At 49.6% G+C, this 20933-nt stretch carries 19 protein-coding genes; 10 read left to right on the forward strand and 9 right to left on the reverse strand.

Annotated elements, in window-relative coordinates; translation table 11 throughout:
- Positions 1 to 48 precede the first annotated feature (48 nt).
- Genes nuoE through fdhF form a run of 3 tightly spaced genes read left to right on the forward strand, consistent with a single transcriptional unit; the run spans position 49 to position 5058 of the window.
- Positions 49 to 552 carry an NADH-quinone oxidoreductase subunit NuoE gene (gene nuoE / locus HNR50_RS19510; protein WP_184748483.1) on the forward strand — a complete coding sequence of 168 codons (504 nt, stop codon included), beginning with the start codon at positions 49 to 51 and terminating at the stop codon, positions 550 to 552.
- Positions 549 to 2348 (forward strand): NADH-quinone oxidoreductase subunit NuoF, encoded by a 1800-nt coding sequence (nuoF, locus tag HNR50_RS19515; RefSeq protein WP_184748484.1) that lies wholly within the window; start codon positions 549 to 551, stop codon positions 2346 to 2348. Before nuoE ends, nuoF begins: the two co-directional genes overlap by 4 nt.
- A gap of 10 nt (positions 2349 to 2358) precedes the next feature.
- Positions 2359 to 5058, forward strand: coding sequence for a formate dehydrogenase subunit alpha (gene fdhF / locus HNR50_RS19520; protein WP_221439939.1), 2700 nt, complete (start codon positions 2359 to 2361; stop codon positions 5056 to 5058).
- A gap of 41 nt (positions 5059 to 5099) precedes the next feature.
- Here fdhF and HNR50_RS19525 read toward each other — a convergent pair whose 3' ends face one another.
- From HNR50_RS19525 to HNR50_RS19540, 4 genes are all read right to left on the reverse strand, one after another.
- Positions 5100 to 6767, reverse strand: a complete 1668-nt coding sequence (locus HNR50_RS19525) for a CocE/NonD family hydrolase (RefSeq protein ID WP_184748485.1) — start codon at positions 6765 to 6767, stop codon at positions 5100 to 5102.
- Positions 6764 to 7369 (reverse strand): HXXEE domain-containing protein, encoded by a 606-nt coding sequence (locus HNR50_RS19530; protein ID WP_184748486.1) that lies wholly within the window; start codon positions 7367 to 7369, stop codon positions 6764 to 6766. The genes HNR50_RS19525 and HNR50_RS19530 overlap by 4 nt, the downstream gene beginning before the upstream one ends.
- A 16-nt stretch (positions 7370 to 7385) precedes the next feature.
- Entirely contained in the window at positions 7386 to 7958 is a 573-nt protein-coding gene (locus tag HNR50_RS19535) for a TetR family transcriptional regulator (RefSeq protein ID WP_184748487.1), read from the reverse strand.
- A 62-nt stretch (positions 7959 to 8020) separates the two neighbouring features.
- Positions 8021 to 8590 (reverse strand): hypothetical protein, encoded by a 570-nt coding sequence (locus HNR50_RS19540; protein WP_184748488.1) that lies wholly within the window; start codon positions 8588 to 8590, stop codon positions 8021 to 8023.
- 85 nt (positions 8591 to 8675) lie between these two features.
- Between HNR50_RS19540 and HNR50_RS19545 the strand changes: the two genes are divergently transcribed.
- From HNR50_RS19545 to HNR50_RS19575, 7 genes are all read left to right on the forward strand, one after another.
- Positions 8676 to 9455, forward strand: coding sequence for a PaaX family transcriptional regulator C-terminal domain-containing protein (locus HNR50_RS19545; protein WP_184748489.1), 780 nt, complete (start codon positions 8676 to 8678; stop codon positions 9453 to 9455).
- Positions 9452 to 9883 (forward strand): hypothetical protein, encoded by a 432-nt coding sequence (locus HNR50_RS19550; protein WP_184748490.1) that lies wholly within the window; start codon positions 9452 to 9454, stop codon positions 9881 to 9883. Before HNR50_RS19545 ends, HNR50_RS19550 begins: the two co-directional genes overlap by 4 nt.
- Positions 9880 to 10716 carry a hypothetical protein gene (locus tag HNR50_RS19555; protein WP_184748491.1) on the forward strand — a complete coding sequence of 279 codons (837 nt, stop codon included), beginning with the start codon at positions 9880 to 9882 and terminating at the stop codon, positions 10714 to 10716. Before HNR50_RS19550 ends, HNR50_RS19555 begins: the two co-directional genes overlap by 4 nt.
- Before the next feature lie 353 nt (positions 10717 to 11069).
- A complete protein-coding gene (locus HNR50_RS19560) occupies positions 11070 to 12398 on the forward strand; it encodes an ammonium transporter (RefSeq protein ID WP_184748492.1) in 1329 nt (442 codons plus the stop codon).
- 10 nt (positions 12399 to 12408) lie between these two features.
- Complete coding sequence (locus tag HNR50_RS19565) at positions 12409 to 12750, forward strand: P-II family nitrogen regulator (RefSeq protein ID WP_184748493.1); 342 nt, start codon at positions 12409 to 12411, stop codon at positions 12748 to 12750.
- Positions 12751 to 12804: 54 nt separating this feature from the next.
- Positions 12805 to 13017, forward strand: coding sequence for a hypothetical protein (locus tag HNR50_RS19570; protein WP_184748494.1), 213 nt, complete (start codon positions 12805 to 12807; stop codon positions 13015 to 13017).
- 208 nt (positions 13018 to 13225) lie between these two features.
- Complete coding sequence (locus HNR50_RS19575; protein ID WP_184748495.1) at positions 13226 to 14593, forward strand: DEAD/DEAH box helicase; 1368 nt, start codon at positions 13226 to 13228, stop codon at positions 14591 to 14593.
- Positions 14594 to 14597: 4 nt separating this feature from the next.
- Here the strand turns inward: HNR50_RS19575 and HNR50_RS19580 are convergent, their stop codons facing one another.
- The 5 genes from HNR50_RS19580 to creD all read right to left on the reverse strand — a co-directional run bounded on the left by HNR50_RS19580 (position 14598) and on the right by creD (position 20905).
- Positions 14598 to 15752, reverse strand: coding sequence for a PfkB family carbohydrate kinase (locus HNR50_RS19580; RefSeq protein ID WP_184748496.1), 1155 nt, complete (start codon positions 15750 to 15752; stop codon positions 14598 to 14600).
- A gap of 64 nt (positions 15753 to 15816) precedes the next feature.
- Positions 15817 to 16998, reverse strand: coding sequence for a hypothetical protein (locus tag HNR50_RS19585; protein WP_184748497.1), 1182 nt, complete (start codon positions 16996 to 16998; stop codon positions 15817 to 15819).
- Entirely contained in the window at positions 16999 to 17811 is an 813-nt protein-coding gene (locus HNR50_RS19590; protein WP_184748498.1) for a hypothetical protein, read from the reverse strand. It lies immediately after the preceding gene.
- 89 nt (positions 17812 to 17900) lie between these two features.
- Positions 17901 to 19490, reverse strand: a complete 1590-nt coding sequence (locus HNR50_RS19595) for a SulP family inorganic anion transporter (RefSeq protein WP_184748499.1) — start codon at positions 19488 to 19490, stop codon at positions 17901 to 17903.
- A gap of 77 nt (positions 19491 to 19567) precedes the next feature.
- Positions 19568 to 20905: a cell envelope integrity protein CreD gene (gene creD, locus HNR50_RS19600; RefSeq protein ID WP_184748500.1), complete on the reverse strand. Its 1338-nt coding sequence runs from the start codon at positions 20903 to 20905 to the stop codon at positions 19568 to 19570.
- Positions 20906 to 20933 lie beyond the last annotated feature (28 nt).

Raw genomic sequence — 20933 nt, forward strand, 5'->3', positions numbered from 1 at the left:
TATCCACTATCATCATGTTACAATTGAGATGATTTCAGGGAGGTACTCATGTCCGAAGTGAATCTGGATGGGGTTCGTAATATTCTTGGCCGAATTGATTTGTCTGAAAAACTGACTAATGGCAAAGTCAGACCCGATTATCTTATACCGCTTCTGCAGGATATTCAGGATGAATACGGCTATCTTCCCCGCCCGGCTCTTGAGCTTATAAGCCGTGAAGGCGGGATTCCCCTCAGCCGTATATTCGGTGTCGTTACATTTTATGAGCAGTTTTATCTCGAACCGAGAGGAAAACACATGGTTAAGTGCTGTCGCGGAACAGCCTGCCATGTTAAAAATGGTGCGAAAATCGCCTCGGCCATAAGCAAAGAGCTTGGTATCGAAGAAGGAGGCACGTCAGCTGACGGGCTGTTCACTTTTGAAACTGTTGCCTGCCTGGGGACCTGTTTCCTCGCTCCCGTAATGATGATAGACGATTCCTATTACGGGAATCTTGAAGAAAGCGATGTCAGAACAATTCTGGAACGCTACCGGGAAGGGGGAGTGAAATGACAGGAAGGGAACTGGAAAAACTCCGGAATGAAAATCTGGAACTGAAAAAGAAAACCGAAAAAAAGGTCTATATATGCACAACCGGATGCCGGGCTTCCGGATCACTCGATCTGGTCGATGAGTTTGAAAAAATCCGGAAGGAAAAAGGATTGGATGATTTCTTTGAGATCGTCCGGGCCGGTTGCCTCGGGCAGTGTTCAAAATCTCCTCTGATCCGTATGGAACCGGAAGGCTATTACTACGGCGGTGTTAAAAGGGAAGATGTGGCGGAAATCGTAGAAAAGACCGTTCTCAACGGTGAGCCGGTAAAACGGCTGATTCCGGGAGAAGGATTTTTTGCCCATCAGAAAAAAGAAGTCCTCTCAACCTGCGGCACTGTTGATCCCCGTAGTCTGGAGGACGCTGTTTCCAGGGGAGCCTATAAACAGGCAGCCAGGATGCTGGAGGAGATGAGTCCTCAGCAGGTTATCGATCAGGTTCTCGGATCGGGGCTTCGGGGACGGGGGGGGGCCGGTTTTCCCACCGGTCGGAAGTGGCAGTTCTGTCATGATTCACCCGGTGATGAAAAATACCTTATCTGCAATGCCGACGAGGGCGACCCCGGAGCTTTTATGGACAGAGCCCTTCTTGAAGGAAGCCCCCACCAGTTGATCGAAGGGATGATCATCGCCGCCTATGCGATCGGCGCTAACACGGGCTTTGTCTATGTCCGGGCGGAATACCCCATCGCTGTGGAGCATATCACTCTGGCGGTCAAACAGGCCGAAGAGAGGGGTTTTCTCGGTGAGAAAATCTTCGGTTCCGATTTTAATTTTAAAATGATTATCCGGAAAGGGGCCGGGGCCTTTGTCTGCGGTGAAGAGACCGCTCTTATCGCTTCGCTGGAAGGAAAGAGAGGAATGCCCCGTCCCAGGCCGCCTTTTCCAGCTGTGAGCGGCTATATGGGCAAACCCACCAATATCAACAATGTGGAAACTCTTGCCAATATTCCCCTTATTCTGGAAAAGACCGGTGAGGGGTACAGCGAGACGGGCACGGAAAACAGCAAGGGAACGAAGATTTTCGCGCTGGCCGGCGATGTGAACAATACGGGTCTTGTGGAAGTCCCCATGGGCATATCGCTTCGGGAGATCATTTTCGATATCGGGGAGGGTATTCCCAAGGGGCGTCAGTTCAAGGCGGCCCAGCTGGGTGGTCCTTCGGGAGGATGTGTCCCCGGGGAGTTTCTCGATCTGCCTATAGATTATGAATCGCTCAAACAGGTCGGTGCCATTATGGGGTCCGGCGGTCTGATCGTCATGGATGATAAGAGCTGCATGGTCGATATGGCCCGTTATTTCCTGGAGTTTATACAGAAAGAATCCTGCGGGAAGTGCGTGCCCTGCCGCGTGGGGTCACGCCATATGCTGGATATCCTGGAGAGAATCTGTCATGGAAAGGGAGAGGAGGGCGATATCGAAAAGCTCGAGGAGCTGGCCGAAACGGTTAAGACATCATCTCTCTGCGCCCTGGGACAGACGGCGCCCAATCCCGTTCTGACGACTCTCCGCTATTTCAGGCATGAGTATGAAGAGCATATCCATGATAAGACATGCCGCGCCGGGGTCTGTACCGATCTGGTTTCCTATTGTATCGATGAGGAAAAATGTGTGGGATGCGGCGTCTGTTTGAAAAACTGTCCTGTCGACGCCATTTCCGGTGAGAAGAAAAAGGCTCATATCATCGATCATGCGATCTGTATCAGCTGCGGCATGTGCGTCGATGTCTGCAAGTTCGATGCGGCGGCAGTGTGCTGAGGAGGGGTTTGTGAATAGTGTAAATATCAGAATAAACGGAAAAGATATAATATGCCCGGAAGGCGCCAATGTTATGCATGTCGCCATCGAAAAGGGCTTCGATATTCCCAATCTCTGCTACGATCAGCGGTTGAGTCCCACCGGCGCCTGCCGGCTCTGCATCGTTGAGATGGAAGGACGTCCCGGCGTTCACACCTCCTGTACGATGAAGGCTGCTGAGGGACTCTCCATAACCACCGAATCGGAAAAACTCAGCGCCTTGAGAAAGTCGACGCTGGAACTGATCTTCAGCGAGCATAAAGCGACCTGCACATCCTGCGACCGGGAGGGAGCCTGTTCTCTTCAGGATTATGCCTACCGGTACGGGGCGGCGGAGGATCGTTTCCCCTCCATTGTGAAAGGCGGTCTTTCGGATAACTACACCGAAGGCGGAATCGCCATCGGATACGATGTGGAAAAATGCATCCGCTGTATGCGCTGCGTGAAAATCTGCGACGAGGTTCAGGGCGCCGAGGCTATCACACTTGAAGGGCGTTCCGGGAATGTGGTCGTCAATACACCTTTCAGCATGCTTCTGACCGATTCAAGCTGTGAAATGTGCGGCCAGTGTGTCGATACCTGTCCGACAGGAGCGCTCTACGCCAAAGCGGCCAAAGGCAAAGGACGGGTGAGAACCATGGAGAAAGTCCGGACCACCTGTCTTTATTGCGGTGTCGGTTGTCAGCTCGATCTGAATATCGGAGCTGACGGGAAACTGGTCAAGGTGACCAGCGAGCCGGGTGTCATTCCCAATGACGGGAATACCTGCGTCAAAGGGCGGTTCGGCTTCGATTTCATCCACCGGGACGAACGGCTGACTGTGCCGCTGATCCGCGAAGGAGAGGCTTTCCGCGAATCGACCTGGGATGAAGCTTTCGATCTGGTGGCCAGACGGTTTTCCGGGATAAAAGAAAAACACGGAAGCGAAGCTCTGGCCGGTCTGACATCAGCCAAATCGGGTAACGAAGATAATTATATTATGCAGAAGTTTGTCCGGACACAGTTCGGAAATAACAACATAGACCACTGCGCCCGCTTGTGCCACGCGTCTACAGTCGCGGGACTGGCCCGTGCCTTCGGCAGCGGGGCCATGACCAACAGCATCGATGAGTTTTCCGACACACCGCTTATTTTCGTGATCGGTTCCAATACGACAGAAAACCATCCCGTTATGGGAATCAAGATCCGCAAGGCCGTAGCAGAGGGGAAAACGAAATTGATCGTCGCCGATCCGCGGAAGATTTCCCTGACCGATATCGCCCATATACATCTGCAGCAGAAACCGGGCTCCGATGTGGCTCTGATCAACGCCATGATGTACACCATCATCGATGAAAAACTCCACGATAGGGATTTCATAAAATCGCGGACGGAAGATTATGAGCTGATGGAAGCGGCGGTCATGAAATGTCCTCCCGAGTTCGCCGAAAAGGTGAGCGGCGTGCCGGCGGAAGATATCCGCGCGGCGGCCCGTCTCTATGCGGCGGCTGAAAGCGCGTCAATCGTCTACTCCATGGGAATTACGCAACACACCACCGGCACGGATAACGTCCTGTCTCTGGCCAATATGGCCATGCTGACGGGAAATGTGGGTAAACCCTTCGCGGGAGTCAATCCGTTGAGAGGGCAGAACAATGTTCAGGGCGCCTGCGATATGGGCGGACTGCCCGATGTTTATCCGGGATATCAGAAAGTGCATCTGCCTGAATCAAAAGCCAAATTCGAGAAAGCCTGGGGAGTCTCACTCTCCGACAAGCCCGGTCTTACGGTCAACGAGATTATGCACGATGTGGGTTCCGGGAAGATTAAAGGGCTCTATGTATTCGGGGAAAACCCCGTTCTGAGCGATCCCGATACCAATGAAGTGGTCAAATCTCTGAAAAAGACCGATTTTCTCGTTGTGCAGGATATCTTCCTGACCGAAACGGCCGAACTGGCTGATGTGGTCCTTCCCGCCCGGTCCTTCGCCGAGCGCGACGGTACTTTTACAAACACGGAGCGCCGGGTCCAGGTGTACCGCGAAGCGGTTTTGGCTCCCGGTGAATCGAAACCCGACTGGGAGATCATCACCGGAGTGGCCAACAGGATGGGTGCGGACTGGAATTACAATTCAGCCTCGGAGATTATGGACGAGATTGCTTCTGTGACACCGATCTACGGCGGGATCAGTTATGAGCGGATTGCCGATGTGGGACTTCAGTGGCCCTGTCCTGATAAGGAGCACAAAGGAACAGCTGTCCTTCACCAGGGAAAATTCTCCCGGGGACTGGGAAAATTTCACCCGGTCGATTATCTGCCCCAGCAGGAACTGCCCGATGAGGAATATCCCCTGATTCTCACAACCGGTCGGATGCTCCAGCACTGGCATACAGGGACCATGACCAGAAAGAGCGAGGTGCTTCACGGAATCGTTCCGGAAGGTCATATCCAGATCAGTCCCGCCGATGCCGGCCGGCTCGGAATCGGTCCTGAAGATAAGGTAAAAGTGAGCACGAGGCGCGGCGAAATCGAGATTGCCGCCGATGTAACTGACCGGATGAAAGAGGGCGTTGTATTCCTCACTTTCCACTTCAAGGAAAGCCCGGCCAATGCTTTGACCATCGCCGCTCTGGACCCGATCGCCAAGATTCCTGAGTTCAAAGCCTGTGCGGTCAAAATTGAAAAGATATGAGAAAAAAAGGCGGCTCCCCGGAAAGAGGTAGCCGCCTTTTTTCATGCTTCGATAAAAGGTGCGAGAAGCTCGCTCTTGTGATCTTCATCGCTATGGACCCGACAGATCCCTTTTCTGCTTCTTTCGTATCGGAAAGGCTGATGAATCTTCTTACCGTCGATAAAGTATTGCCCCTGTATAATCAGCCGCATCTCATCACCTTTTCTGTAATAAGTTGAGGACGGGGTAAACTGAAACTCCATCTTTACAATTTCTCCGGGAGAGACAGGCTCCCTGATATCAAAGTCGTGGTCCGGTGAATAGGGAAGACTCGTCTTTTCATTGACTTTTCTCAGAGATGTTCGCAAGGCCGTTTTGGCGACCAGATCATTCGGGAAACCGTATACACCTTCAAATTCCACTTCTTTTCCTTTGTGGAATTTCCGGATTCCAGCATAAATCGTCGCATCGTCGCAGTCCTGGTAACTGGTGTAGAGAGTCAGTTTCATCGGTCCTGTTATCTCACAATCCCTGTCAAAACGGTAAATGTATTCCAGAGCTTCCTTTTTCAGACGGAATCTCCGGGCCTCTTCTGAAGCGGGGGAGCTTTTTGATAGGATGGATGTACCGTTATCCAGATTTAGAGTTTTCCAAGTTATGTCAGCAGGCGGCCACTGATCGACATAGCGGACCTCTTTGACCTGATCTCCAAATTCCCGGACTTCAAGTCGGATTTTATCCGGTCCATCCCCTTGCGAGGGTATCCCCTTCAGGAACCGGTTGAAGAATCTGGCCATATGAGCTGTGGCTTCGGTACAGTAATATTCGGTCCACTCTCCGTTGCGGTGTGTGTAGAGCCATTTTTCGGAGGATCCGCTTCTCTCATAAACCCGCTGGCTCCCTCTGCTATGGAACATCTGGCAGGAGAAACTGACGCAGTTGAGCATGGGAACTTTTATGTTTTCAAAGTCGGCAACATAGGATTTCCAGAAATCGTCGCGAAGAGGATGGGCTGCTGAAATCTCTCCCAGATCCTCTCCGAAGCCGAACATTTGAAGCCTTTTAAAGAGGAAAGGAGTAAAGCCGATTTCCCGGATTCCTCCGCAGTAAAACCAGTCTTTGTATAGATCCGAGACCCCCTCCCAGGGGCATATTGCTTTCAGGTGGGGCGGATTCATCGCTGCTGTTCTGTACTGGTTTATCGCCAGGTAGGACACGCCTATCAGCCCGACATTCCCGTTTGACCACTCCTGAACGCCGGCCCATTCCACAGCGTCGTAAATATCTTCAATTTCCTTCTGTCCGAAGAAAGGCTGGGGTTCTCTGCCGGGAGGGGAGGTTCCAAACCCCCTTTTATCTATGTGAAGCACGGCGAAACCGTTTGCCACCCAGAAATCGGGATCCGGTGCTTCAAAACCTGTTTCATCGGAGAAAACAAGTTGTCCCGGTTGACGGGCAAAGCGGTACTGGATGTGCATATAGCCGTTTTTGCAGGTGACATCCTTGCGGGTCGGATCGAGATGGAGGAGCGGCGGGAATTTTCCCTCCCTGTTTGGCATATAGAGGTTAGCTGATAAAGTGTGGCCGTCGCGCATGGGGATCTGAATATCCCGGATCACTTTCACATTAGCGCTCATCTTTTTTATGAGGTAGTTTTTCGGCTTAATCAGATTGGATATTTTGTCTTTTATCTGCAGGGGAGAGTTTTTCTTTATAAGAGCTTTCATCATTGTACCTTCTTCTTGTAGCTTTTATAGAGAATTGAGCCTATTACAGGAAGAAGCAGATTTAATCCCAGTCCAATGGGGAAATGAATGTTGATAAAGAAGCTGTCGATGTATCCGGCCCTCATGAAGTAAAGGACAACGGCTGTTCCCACCGGTATATTCAGAAGCAGGCTGACGATAAGGCCGGGGTTGTAGAGCTTTCGCGCCTTAATCGCCAGGGCGATATGGGAAACACCGGCGAAGATGGTGAAATAGGGAATCCATAATCCCAGTTCCGGATTAAGCACTGACAAAAAACCGAATAAGGGCAGCAGTATCCAGATATAGGACATATTGATGGCAAAGATGAAACCGGAGCCTATCGGTTCGTTATCCTGCTCCACCCCGAAGATATCTCTGTTGAAAAAGGGACCGAAACCGCCGGGGAAGATATACTCCTCCGCTTGGTGAAGCATGTAGAGTGGTGTCTGAAGCAGAATGAGAAACACGGCGAAATTGGATTTTCTGACGAACACGACGAGAAAGATCGTCAGATAAAAAGCAAGCAACAGTCCGGTATTGGCCCAGTTTTCCTTAAGCCAGTTGTAGTATTCCTTTAATTTCATTATAAAGACTCCATATTTATTGTTTTAACTCGGGTAGAAAGGCTGTGGTGATAATATCTTCCAGATATTCGAGTTCAGAGTTGATATCCTGTTTTTCTTTCAGAGAGACCAGGCCGATTGCGTAGCCGAAAACAAGACTGATCAGAGAATCGGCATAGATACGGGGATCTCCTGATGGTAATCTCCCCTGCGAAATATGATAGGAGAAAAAATTTTCCAGACGGGTCACGCTGCGCATCGGACCATCTTTTAGCAGATCCTTCAGTTCCGGATTTCTGATCGATTCGAAGAGCATCATGCGGATCGTCCGGTTCTGCTCAATAAAGTAACGGCAGAGAGTTTTTGCGAAATGACACAGACCATCGCGCAAGCCCGGATTGCCTTCGGTATCGGAGATTTCCAGAATAACCGAGCCCTGGATCTGTTTTACCGTCTCCCTGAAGAGAGTTTCCTTGTTATTGAAATGACGGAACAGGGTCACTTCCGCAACACCGGCCATTGCGGCAACAGCAGCTGTTGTCGTACCCGAATAGCCCTTTTCTTCAAATAGCCGCGATGCCGCATAAAGCAGTTTTTCTTTAGCCGCCACAATACACCTCTTTTTATTATGTAAGTAAGTAATTACTAACATATTGAGGAAAAGAAGAAAAGTCAAGTTTTTTTAATCGACCATCCCTCTTCTGAACAGGACAGCCGGGAGAAATCAAAATCGGCGCCGTCCGGAGTGGTTTCAACAATCAGATCGGTCCTGTCAACCAATTCTTTTGCTGATTTCTTGGTATTTTTCCGGTTCCGGGCTTTCAGCTGGATATAGAGGCCGGGCTGAATATATTTCACAATGCTGTTTGATTCGCAGAGAACCGGGATTCCGGGATCAAGTCTTTTCAGAAGAGCCCTCAGCCCCCGGGCGACGGCGTCATTCCGAACTCTGAGCCAGAAGACCCGTCGTGCCCCTGCCTGGAGAAGCTGAGACGTATCCTTTCCGCTTTCCCGGTCGGTTTCCTCGGTTATGTCGAAGGGGGTTTGGAGGGAAGAGCAGACGCCGCACCCTCTGTCGCCATGGGGACAGCTGTGCCCCCGTGAGATGACTGTAATTTTTACCACAATCAGTTCCGGTCCGAACGTCCTGATGATTTTCCGGGAAAATGAAGTTTTTCCCGAGTTCCTGGCCTGTGAGCCGATAACGAGAAACAGAGGCAGTACGGTGAGACTGTTTATCATAGGTACATTATGGGTCCTGAAGAGAATAAAAGCAATATGTCACAAAAAAATAGACAAGTATAAAAATGTGAGATATATTGTGGTTGTGATAGATAGTGATTTGATCTTTGGAATCATGGCTTCAATGGGGGAAGGGCAATACAGTGTTTCCCGGCTTATGTATCTCACCTCTCCCTTTTCCATGAGCGACACTTCACTGAGGACGGCCCTTTCCAGAATGGCGGCCCGGGGAATCGTAATGGCGGAGAAGAGGGGGCGAAAAGCCTTTTACACAATCGTGACCAGAGGCAAACGGATCGGTGCCAATGTAGCGCTCTCCTTCGCCGAGCCCGACTGGTCCTCCTGGGACGGGCGATGGTGGGGATTCCTCTACTCCCTCCCTTCGGCGGAGAAAGCGCTCCGCCACAGACTCCGGACAAAGCTGGAGGCCCATCGCTTTGTCAGTTTTTACCCCGGCTGCTGGATCAGACCCTTCCGGGAAGAGGAGAAAATTAAAGAAAAATTATCGGGATTTTCCGTTTCGGTCAACGGCAGGCTTGTGCTTCTGACCTTTCCCGATGAGTTGACAGCCGTCGAAGTCGGGGGACTCTGGCAACTCGATTCTGTCAATGATGCTCTCGGACGGGGTATAAAACTGATCGAACAGTCTGAGAGATCTCTGGAGCGAACGGATCCCGCCGGAGCGTTCCGGCTGAAAATGGAGACGGGAGATCAGGTCGTGAAGATCCTTTTCGGTGACCCTCTTCTGCCGCCTTGCTATTTACCGGAGAACTGGGCCGGCGGAGAATTGCGCCGTCGATTCACTCTCTGGGAAAAACAGGTCAATAAGGCCGCGGCATCGTTCGCGGCAGGAGGAACAATATGAATTTCTTTTTCTCGGGGCTGTTGTGGGGAACTGTGGCAGGAGCGGTGAGCTTTTTCCTGGGATCATTGCTGTGGTTCGCGCCCTGGGCCAGAGCCGTCAGCGAGAGATCCTCAGATCTGCCGATCTGGAAGAATCTTCCGGTCAAACTGTTTTTGCCGGTTCTTTTTTGCTGGGGTACCGTCTTTACCATAGGGCTGACTTTTCTCTATCTTGCCGTTCGCTCCATTCTTCCGGGGAGCCCGGTTGCAAGCGGGGTGATTTTCGGGGCTGTCATCTGGTTTCTCAAAAACCTTACAGAGGGAATCAATGCGCTCGTGCTGATCGATAAGCCCTCAGAATATGTCGCTCTGGAGCTGGTTAACTCTCTGATAGGCCTTCTCGTGACAGGCGCCTTAATCGCCTGGCTGACCAAAGGAGTCTCTGTATGAACGATCCTTTTATCCGCTCGGTTATCGATGATTTGAAAGAATGGCCTTATCCGGTTCTGAAGAGGCATAACGATGCTAAGCTCCTGCTCCACAAGCTCGCCTTTCTGGCGGAACTGGATTACACGGTTGAAGAGCGGGATATCGCTGAGATCTGCAGCGCGATCTCGGCGAACCGCTCTGATGAGGGAGTCGTTCAACTGATGGTGAATATCCCGAAGCACTTCGGCGGTTCCGGTACTGATTCCTACAGCTGGATGCTTTGCGACGCGCCGCTGCTCCACTACAGCCTTCACCGCATGGGAGTAGACAGAGCCATACTGGAGCGGGGGACCGAATACTTGTTTTCTCTCGGCCAGTCCTATGGTTATCCCTGTGCGGTCTCGCCTCTCATGGGGAAATTCAACGGGCCGGGCAAAAGGGGAACGATCTGTCCCTATGCCACATTACTTATGCTCCGTCTCTACAGCCTTTTTCCCGATCGTCATAACGACGAATCGTGCCGGGCATCCCAGGAAGCTCTTCTCGGGCAATTGGAAAGCCATGACAAACCCTATCTCTTTGGAACGGGAAAGAAGTTCAGAAAATTGAAATATCCCTTTATCTGGTATGATATCCTCCATGTGGCGGAAGTTCTCACCCGATTTGATTTCGCACGGAAAGACCGCCGCCTGAAAGCGCTTGTCGATGAAATTGCAAAAGAGGCCGACGCGCAGGGACTCTATAAAGCCGGATCGGTCTGGACGGCATGGAAGGGGATCGATGCGGGCCAGAAGAAAAATCCCTCCCAATGGATTACCTCCGCGGCCGGCAGAATAATATCGCGTATGACCTGATCGGAAGCATGTCCCATTCTGCACCTCTCTTAAACGGAATAAGTTATGTTTCTTTATAACAAGAGGAGCACCGGATCGTCCATTGGATGACTTGAGGAATTGATTTTGAACATACATAAATGTATGATAAATATCAATAAGTTACATTAATGTCATATGATTTATTCGTATTCATAGTCTCAGGAATTTGATCATTTTTGGGTCTGAAAAAATATAAGATCATTTAAATCTATATCATAATTGGGAATATCGCGGATATGCACCTGTCTACGAGTTTCGAAATAAATAAATTCATCATAAGTGGCACGTTCATTGCTTAACTATATACCAAGTAAGTGAATGGAGTGAAAATTATGGATTATCTCAAAGGCAGGAAAGTTCTCCTGTCGGCTGCTCTGTCAGTTTTTCTTATCGGACCCCTCAGCGCGGAAGGGGTGTCTCTGTCTCAGCTTCAAACCGGACTCGATACGGTTTGGGTTCTTCTGGCCGCCTTTCTGGTTTTTTTCATGCAGGCGGGATTCGGTATGGTCGAAGCGGGTTTTATCCGCTCCAAGAATGCGACCAATATTCTGACCAAGAACTTCCTCGATTTCTGCATGGCTTCCATCGGATTTTTCGTTTTCGGTTACGCCCTCATGTTCGGAACAGGTTCCGCTTTCGCGGGATTCAGCGGGTTTTTCATGATCGATGCCAAAAGCGGCGCCGATGTGCCTCTCTGGGCCTTCTGGCTTTTTCAGGCTGCCTTCTGCGGAGCTGCCGCCACAATAGTTGCCGGAGGAATGGCGGAGCGGATGAAGTTTAAAGCCTACCTGGTTTACTCCTTTCTCATCTCCGCCTTCATTTATCCGATCGTCGGCCACTGGGTCTGGGGAGGAGGCTGGCTTTCCTCTCTGAACTTTGCCGATTTCGCCGGTTCGGCCGTTGTCCATACAACAGGTGGTGTGGCGGCCCTTATCGGAACAATCATTCTCAAACCGAGAACCGGGAAATACCGCCCCGACGGGACGGTTAAAATGATCTCAGGCCATAACATACCATTAGCTTCCCTCGGCGTATTCATTCTGTGGTTCGGATGGTTCGGTTTCAATCCCGGGTCGACTCTCAGCGTCGGCGACGGATCGCTCATCTCTCTGGTCGCCATCAATACGAACCTCGCCGCCGCGGCGGGAGGAATCCTCGCCATGATAATGGTCTGGGCTATTACGGGTAAACCCGATCTCTCTATGGCTCTCAACGGCGCTTTGGCCGGTCTGGTCGCCATAACCGCACCCTGTGCTTTCGTCAGTCCCTGGTCCTCTATCCTGATCGGTGCTGTCGGAGGCGTTATGGTTGTTCTGGCTTCCCTCCTCCTCGATAAGCTTAAAATTGATGATCCTGTCGGAGCATTTCCGGTGCACGGAGTCAATGGCATCTGGGGAACTCTGGCGGTGGGGCTTTTCGGCCGACAGGCTCTGGGACTTTCGTCGGAAGGTCTCTTTTTCGGGGGCGGTTTCAAAGTGCTCGGCGTGCAGAGCCTCGGCGTTTTTTCCATAGCCGCATTCGTTCTTGTTGCCATGGGAACGATATTTATTATCATCGATAAGACAATAGGTCTCAGAGCTTCTCTGGAAGAAGAGTATCTGGGACTGGATATCGGTGAACACGGACTGGAATCCTATTCGGGATTCCAGATAGTAGAATAGGAGGATGAGTATGTTTTTAGTAACCGCTATGATACAGCCCCAGAAATTTGAAGATGTTAAAAAGGCTCTATTTGATGCCAATGTACATAAAATGACCGTTACTTCGGTGAAAGGATGCGGTCAGCAGAAAGGCTATGAAGAGTCTTTTCGAGGAGTCGTTTCGGAAGTCAACCTGATGAATAAAATACGACTGGATATCGCCGTCAATAAAGAATTTGTCGAACCGACTGTCGATGCCATCATCAAAGGGGCGCGGAGCGGCAATATCGGCGACGGAAAAATCTTTGTTACCGAATTGAAAGAGTGTATCCGGATCCGTACGGGAGAGAAGGGGAGCGACGCTATCGGATAATACCTGTTTCATTCAGGCGGGACCTCCAGTATAATTAATAGAGGAGGTTCCGTCATGATAAGAAAAAAGGGCTTTATGGCCATGCTTGTCCTTTCCCTGTTTCTGTTTTTTGCCGCCTATGCCACTTTGATTCCTTTTGAGAATGCGGAAAAAGTCAGCCTTCTGGGTTACAGTGCGCTCAGTGTCTATGCTCCGGTGACGACTCTGGGTTTTCTCTTCTGCGCCATAGCGGCACAGATTATTCGCAGGCGGTTTTTCCGAATCTAAAAAGCGACAGACAGGATCGGGCTTAGCCGATTCCTCTGCGAATAATACAGATAAGGGCAACTGAGGCTGTACATTTCTTTATACAACTGATATGTTTGCCCCTCGCGAAGAATAATTACCGGTCGTTACGCATACCTTTTAATTAAACGGTGTCCCGGACTGGTGCGGCTTTAAAACCGCGGGACCCGCAAACACAGGAGATATGTTAATGACTTTCAATAAACTCGGGCTCAAGCCCGAAATCCTTTCCGTTCTGGAGAGGAAAGGCTACGATAAACCCACGCCCATACAGGCTCAGGCCATTCCCGCTGTTCTCAAAGGTAGAGATGTTCTCGGCGGCGCCCAGACAGGTACGGGCAAGACCGCGGCTTTCGCGCTTCCCGTGCTGCACAGGCTGAGCGAATCGGAAAAAAGAGTCCGGCATCCCCGGAGCCTCGTCATCACTCCCACAAGGGAACTGGCCGATCAGGTCTGCACAAGTTTCCGCTCATACGGCGGGAACCTGAATCTCAATACTGTAAAGATTTTCGGCGGAGTAAAAATAAATCCCCAGATCAGCACCCTCAAAAACGGAGCTGACATTGTCGTTGCGACCCCGGGGAGACTTCTCGATCATATCAATCAGAAAACGATTAATCTCAATAATGTGGAAGTTCTGGTTCTCGATGAAGCGGACCGCATGCTCGATATGGGTTTTATCAACGATATTAAAAAGATCCTGAAAAAACTGCCGGAAAGCAGACAGAATCTCCTGTTCTCGGCAACTTACAGCAAGGATATAAGAGGACTCGCCGAGACAGTTCTCAACAACCCGATCAGCGTGGAAGTGACGCCGCGCAACACGGCCGCTGAAAAAGTGGAACAGCTCGTTTATCCCGTAGCGGCCAGCATGAGAAAGGAGCTTCTTCTTCATCTGATTAATGAGGGCGCCTGGTATCAGGCTCTCGTTTTCGTTTCCATGAAACACAACGCTTCGCGACTGGCGAAGTTTCTCGATAAAAACGGTGTGCCTTCGGCCGCTATACACGGCGATAAGAGCCAGGGAGCGCGAACCAGAGCGCTTGACGATTTCAAAAAAGGCGATATCCAGGTGCTTGTGGCTACGGATATTGCGGCAAGAGGGCTCCAGATCGACAATCTCGATTATGTGGTCAATTACGATCTTCCCCAGGTTCCCGAAGATTACGTTCACAGAATCGGACGGACGGGACGCGCGGGGAAATCCGGTACGGCCATCACTTTCGTTCACGGCGAATCGGTAAAGCAGCTCCAGAGAATCGAAAGGATTCTGAAGCAGGAGATCCCCGTTACAGTTATTCCCCGGTTTCAGGGAGAGACGGCGACGAAAGTAAATACTCAGTCGGGAAAAGAGGGGGTAAGATCCCGGTCTTCAAATCCGGCAAGACAGGAATCGCCACGTTCCGAGGCATCAAAAACGGACACTCCCGTCCGCGTTAAACCGGACAGAAAGCCCTATCTGAAGAATAACAGAAAACCGAATCAATCAGGTTCGGGAAACCGGAAAAGCCAGAGCGGCCGGAATAACAGAAATTCAAGGCCCCGGACTAAATCCTGAAATCCTAAAGCCTTTCGGGAATCTCTCCCTTTTGCCAGCAGTCGATCAGATTGACCATCTGTTCAAAAGTGGGGGATTCTCCCGATCGGACAAAATGTCCCGACGAGCAGACGCCGGCGAGGATCATTCCTGTATCATCCAATCCCTTTAAAGATGCTGCCAGACAGCCGGCCCCGAAGTTATCGCCGGCACCGGTAGATATAAGCGGTTCCCTGCAGTAGGGGCCGGGAACATATACTGTTTCCTCCTCTCCGGAACAGACAGCTCCGTCATTGGGATGGATCACAACTTTATCTGCGGTTACATTTGCTTTTATAAAGGCTGCCAGTTCCGCAGCGCTTTCGGGATCTTTTTTGCCCCGGAAGTCTTTTCCGAGGAAATCGCCCATTTCCCAGGCTTCTTTCAGGTTGAAACTCAGAATGGACGTGGACTGCTCAGTAATCAGAACCAGAAGATCGAGCAATCCTTTTATATCTTTTTCCGGTCTCTGTTCGAACTCCGCCAGGTCCATAAAGAAATGAACTTTTTTGGCCGGAACCTGCAGTTCCGTCAGTCTGAGAGATATATTTTCCCATATCTCGCCGACGTTGACCAGTTTCCCCCAGTTTACGGCACCTATGTAGTCAGCCCTGCTCAACTTTTCATCGAGTTTTTCCATGCCCATGACTTCCCGTAACCGCTCCCAGGTGATTTCCGCACAGCTGCTCAGATCGTTGAGCATGATTTTTCCATCGGTAAACTCCAGACAATCGCTGTGGGCCGGGTCGGCCAGGGTGTATATATTGTCGACTTTGTCTTCCAGAGCCTTGCGGAAGATGGGTGATACTTCGTCCTTTCCGATACCGCCTATGTAGGAGAGTTCTATTTCTCTCCGGAAGATATCGCTCAGCGCTCCGGCGAAGAGAGGCCCGTTACCGCCGAATTTGTCCCCCTTATGCTTGACCCTGTAGGATGCGGCTATCCCCGCTGCGGCTGAAACTCTGGGGCCGAAATCCGCCATGGACGACGGATCCTCCATACGGATGAAGGTGTCGATAAATCCGTCGAATCCGCATATTCCCGAAAACTTTTTATGCGGCGCAGCTAATCGGCTTTTTATCGTATCGATTTTATCAGACAGTTCATTGATATTTTTATAGATGTTGATGCGGGAACTCATTTTACACTCCTCAATCTTTCAGATAAGTATAAATGAGTTTCCCTTCATATCAAGATGATATTTGTCACATTTCCGAGTAGGCTTCTATCAGGTTGTTTTTGCATTCGTCACAAAGAATGTCATCTTTCATATCGTGCTCTTCCAGCGAATGCGGGTAGGCTCTTGCGCAAGTCGGATCTGTGCATCTCGGAATACCTATAAGATATCCCGTTGAGGAGAAAGCCTGCATGACAGTGCGTTTGATTTCCTTTGAACGACCGGCATTATCCCGTACGAACCTGTTATAACTCATAATGGATATATCCGGATTGCCCCAGCCGAAGAGGAAGTTGTAATCGCCCGAGTAAATATCGCTTGAAGTTACAGCCAGAATCCCCAGGCAATCCGGTTCTTTCAGCTCATCAGCAAAGACATGCTTTAAAACGGTATAGGATTTGCCGGCATCATACTGATCCTGAATAAGCGACATGTTTTTTTCCCACAATTCCGCTCCATTTTCTTCTTGCAGATAGAGAAAGCGGACGAATTCCTCTTCGATATTTCCAATCGGGCCATTCCTGTTAAGTTCTTTGATGACAAGATCAAATGTATCCTGTCCGTTCCGGTCGATAAACTTTTGAATTACAGAGTCGAAATACTTCAGGTGGTTATCTTTTTTATTTTCTTCAACAGGGAGTATTATTTTATCCAGAATCCGCACTTCGATTCTGAACTCGTCCTCAATGCGATCCTGAATCGCCTTCTGGAAGATTCCATCGATTTCTCCCAATCGCATCAGATAGACATACTTATCGGACATATCGGGAATTGATATGTCATGATATTCATATCCGGTTCTCAAAATCTTTGCCTGGAGTTTTTCGGCTTTGTCCAGCAAACCTTTATCTGAAGATTTTTCCAGAATTTTCAGAGTCCTTATGTATGAAGAATTATAGTCTTCCAACTCGAATTCGATCAGAGCGCTAAGGTATTGATAAGTATAATCTGTCGATCGGAGCCTTAAGCCTTTGTTGACTGCTTCAAGCGCTTCGGGCATTTCGCCTTTCTGGTAGTAAGCTGTTCCCAGCTTGAAATATGTTTCATAGTATTTTCTGGCTGAGGTATTAACCATGGCATCAATTTCAGCCGATTCATCTTCCAGAGCTTTGATTTCTTCATCTGAAAATATGTAATCACTGAATTCAACAGAGTTGCAGGAGCCTAATATCAGTGTTGAAGAAAGAAGTAAAATTTTGAGGCTTTTCATTTAAGAATCCTTTTTCTCAATATAATCGATTGCCAGGAAAACCGGCCCCTCCTGAGATCCGCCGATAAAGTAGTAATAGATCAATGCGGAATCGCCGGCGTTGATATGCTCGAATAGGGAATCCTGAAACAGGATATAAAATGTTTCCCCGGATTCTTTAACCAGTATTTTCTTATTGTACAAAGTTGAGAAATCGTTAAGGGAGAGAGACTTAGTCCAGTAATGAATCATGTCCCTGTCGGTTTTTGTTATGGGAATGATATCATTTTGGAAAGTCGCGTAAGCCATAGAGCTGTTTAAACGGGCTTCAAAAGACATTGTGGTATCGGAAATGTTATTTTTATGGTAATCCGAGTAGGATTTAAAGCTTTTCAGGGTGAATTTGAGCGCCACATCGACCAAGTCGCCTCTTGTTTGAAAGAACGATCCATCATTCATCAGAAAATCGATCCCGATTATTTTATCCGATTCATCGACATATTCTCTTTTGGACAGGCAATTTGTATTTTCAGCTTCCGAGTCGGTAAACCATATTTCAAACAGGTAGATTATATCGTTTTCATAGTAATCGATCTGTTTTTTCATTCCGTTCTGAATTGAAGCGCTTTCTGTAAGGAAATTTTCAATTTTTATTAAGGCTCCGTCGTCATCGCGGTGAACAATCTGCTTTTCCAGTATCCCGAAAAGATGGCTTTCAGGCTCAATCTGATTTACAGTAATGCTTCCTTCTGCGGAACTACCCGCCGAGATGAAAAACAGCGTTAAGAGAATGCTTGTCAGTGTTCTGATAATATACGCTCCCAGAAGCGGCAAGGATTGTTATTATGCCGCTTCTCTTTTTACAACTATCTGAAATAATAGCCTGAGACATAAGGGGGTGCAAGAATTCTTTATCAGGCGGTCTATGCCAGGCTATCATCTGCCAGATGATGCCATTCCAGTCCTTCGATTTCCGACACTTCCACAATCCCGTCCGCCTTCTTCAGCAGAATCCGGCATTCGTGGCTCAGGTTGAGTATATGCAGTTTTTTGCCGAGGGATGAGTATTTTTCCGTAACGAAGTTGAGTGCTTCCACTCCCGAATGATCGTGAACCCTGGTGTGCATAAAGTCGATTACAATGTGTTCCGGGTCTTCGGCAAAGCGGAATATATCTTTGAAGGAATGAACCGAAGCGAAGAAAAGGGCGCCGTTGAGTTTGTACACCTTTGTCCCGTTTTCATCTGTTGTCTCTGTAAAATCGATCTTCTTTCCCTTCTCCCAGGCGAAAACAAGCGCCGAGAAAATAATCCCCGCAGCAACGGCTATGGCCAGATCGACTGTAACCGTCACGACCGATACCAGAACGATTACCAGAGCATCGGACTTGGGAATCTGTTTCATGACCCTGAAACTGGACCACTCGAAGGTTCCGATTACGACCATAAACATAACGCCCACAAGAGCGGCGAGGGGGATATTCTCGATAAGAGGAGCACCGAATAGGATAAATCCCAGTAAAGCTACAGCAGCAGTGATTCCCGAAAGCCTGCTTCGTCCTCCCGCTTTGATATTAATGACCGATTGGCCGATCATGGCGCAACCGCCCATTCCGCCGAAGAGCCCGTTGACCATATTGGCCACGCCCTGGCCGATACACTCCTTATTGCCTCTTCCCCTTGTGTCAGTCAGTTCGTCGACAAGGGTGAGGGTCATCAGAGATTCTATCAGTCCGACCGATGCCGCCAGCATGGAGTAGGGGAAAATCTTTTTCAGGGCTTCAATGCTGACAGGGATCCGGGGGAGAGAAAATGTCGGCAGACTGGCGGCCAGAGTCGTTCGGGCCGGGTCTTTTTCCTGAACAAAATCGAGGACGCTGAGAACGGATATGCCGGCTTTGTTGAGGATGAAAGAGATAAGGCTGACCGTGATAATGGCGACCAGAGTCGCCGGGACAGCTTTGGTCAGTTTCGGCAGGAACTGGATGATGGCCATTGTCATAGCAATGAGTATTCCCATTACTCCCAGTACAAGAGCTTTTTCCTCAAATGTTTCGGCATGGCCGGTGAAGAACATTTCAAACTGGGAACGGAAGATCACAATGGCCAGTCCATTTACAAATCCGAGCATAACGGGGTGGGGAACAAGCCGTATGAATTTACCCAGCTTCAGGACTCCGAAGAGAATCTGTATCAGTCCCATAAGGACGACAGCGGCGAAAAGGTAGTCCAGAGCCGATTCCATTCCGCCTTTTTTAACCTGTTCCCGGACAAGGGGAGCGAAAATAACAGCGACAGCGCCGGTTGCTCCGGAAATCATTCCGGGGCGTCCTCCGATGGCCGCTGTGACAAGCCCCATCATAAAAGCGGCATATAAACCGATTGTCGGGTCGATTCCGACTATAAATGCAAAAGCAATAGCTTCCGGAACCAGGGCGAGAGCCACGGTCAGTCCTGATAATAAATCATTTTTCAGGTTTTCCGGTCTCCTGATTCCTGAAGGAGAGAATTTCATGATTGTATTTCCTGTATATATAAAGAATTGAATTGGAAAGGTAACAATTATTAAAGAAAAGGGCAAGCGCCCTTTTCTCATTTCTCTCCTATTTCATACCAGTTTATTTTTCTTGTAAAGATCATGACTCCCGCCAGCATGATGAACAGTCCGAGCGAACCGATCAGAAGAGCGTAGTCTTCCGAAGCCAGCGCCATATAGAGATAGAGGTAGAGCAGTCCCATCAATCCGGCCATCAGTCCCCCTTTTACAGGGCTCTTCAGAACGGCTCCTGTATAGAAAGATATGAGGAGAGCTGATCCGGCCGCCGCTACAAGATAAGCTGTATTGAAGGCCATATGCTCGGAAAAGGTAAGCAACAGCAGGAAGAAGATGACCACGGCCAGCCCGATCATTATGTACTGCAGCGGATGGAGTTTCCCCGCTGCGAATATCTCGAAGAGAAAAAGAGTCACGAAAGGGAGAAATATAAAGAGGAGACTGTATTTGACCGCTCTGTGGCTTTTGAAATAGCCGTCCACCGGTGAGACGAAATCCACGCCGAATCCGCTTCCGTTTATATCCTGCCATGTAACGTTGTCGTCAATCCAGAATTGGGGATAGTTCCGGGCCAGCGACTGGATAGTCCAACCGGCGGAAAATCCTTCTTCCGACAGCTCCCTTTGCGTCGGGATAAAGGCTCCGGTAAATCCGGGACTGATCCAGTCGGAGTTCACTGAAACCTCTGTTTCGCCGCCCATGGGGAAGAAGCGGATTGATCCGCCGCCCTTAAGCGATACATTCATGGTGAAAGCCGTGCTTCCCTCATGGTTGATTTCAACGGGCGCCCATATCCCTTCGGGTAGGAGTTTTGTCCCCGAAGTGCCGCCTTGAAAAGCCGGAGAACTGCCATCCCAGTCAAGCACAACATCGCGGCTCAGCCCTTTTACATCTCCCATTCCCAGGATCAGACGGGCGTCTTCCCAGATCACTTTGCTCCTGTTCAGGTCCCACAGAGGGTTCGCCGGTCTGGTAAAGCTTCCGGTCAGTGTAAAATCTCCTGTATAGAGTTCGATTTTGAAGATCCCCTTCTCCCGGATCTGAGTATCCATTGAAGCGTCGATTTTCAGTGAATCGGGAAGAATGTAAAGATAATGGTTGATGATTCCCTTCTCCACGCGGTCGTTGTAATGCTCTTCATATTCCTCCTCAACCGGAACTGCCAGTACAGGCCCGGTCAGGTACTGCCATCCTCCCCACTGGTCGATCACCTGGTTCACCGCTTCATCCCGGCGGTTTTCCCGTTCCCACATCAGGTCCTTGATCGCCGCGACAGGAATCAGGAGTAAAAGGGCGATAAAAACCGTTACGAGAAGTTTCGCCATGGGCGATCCTCCCCAATCCTTCATTCGGCTGATCATTCTATTTTCATTCATTCAGGTATCCTCACTATTTGTTTTGATA

It is taken from the genome of Spirochaeta isovalerica (assembly GCF_014207565.1).
In the GTDB taxonomy this organism is placed as follows: domain Bacteria; phylum Spirochaetota; class Spirochaetia; order DSM-2461; family DSM-2461; genus Spirochaeta_F; species Spirochaeta_F isovalerica.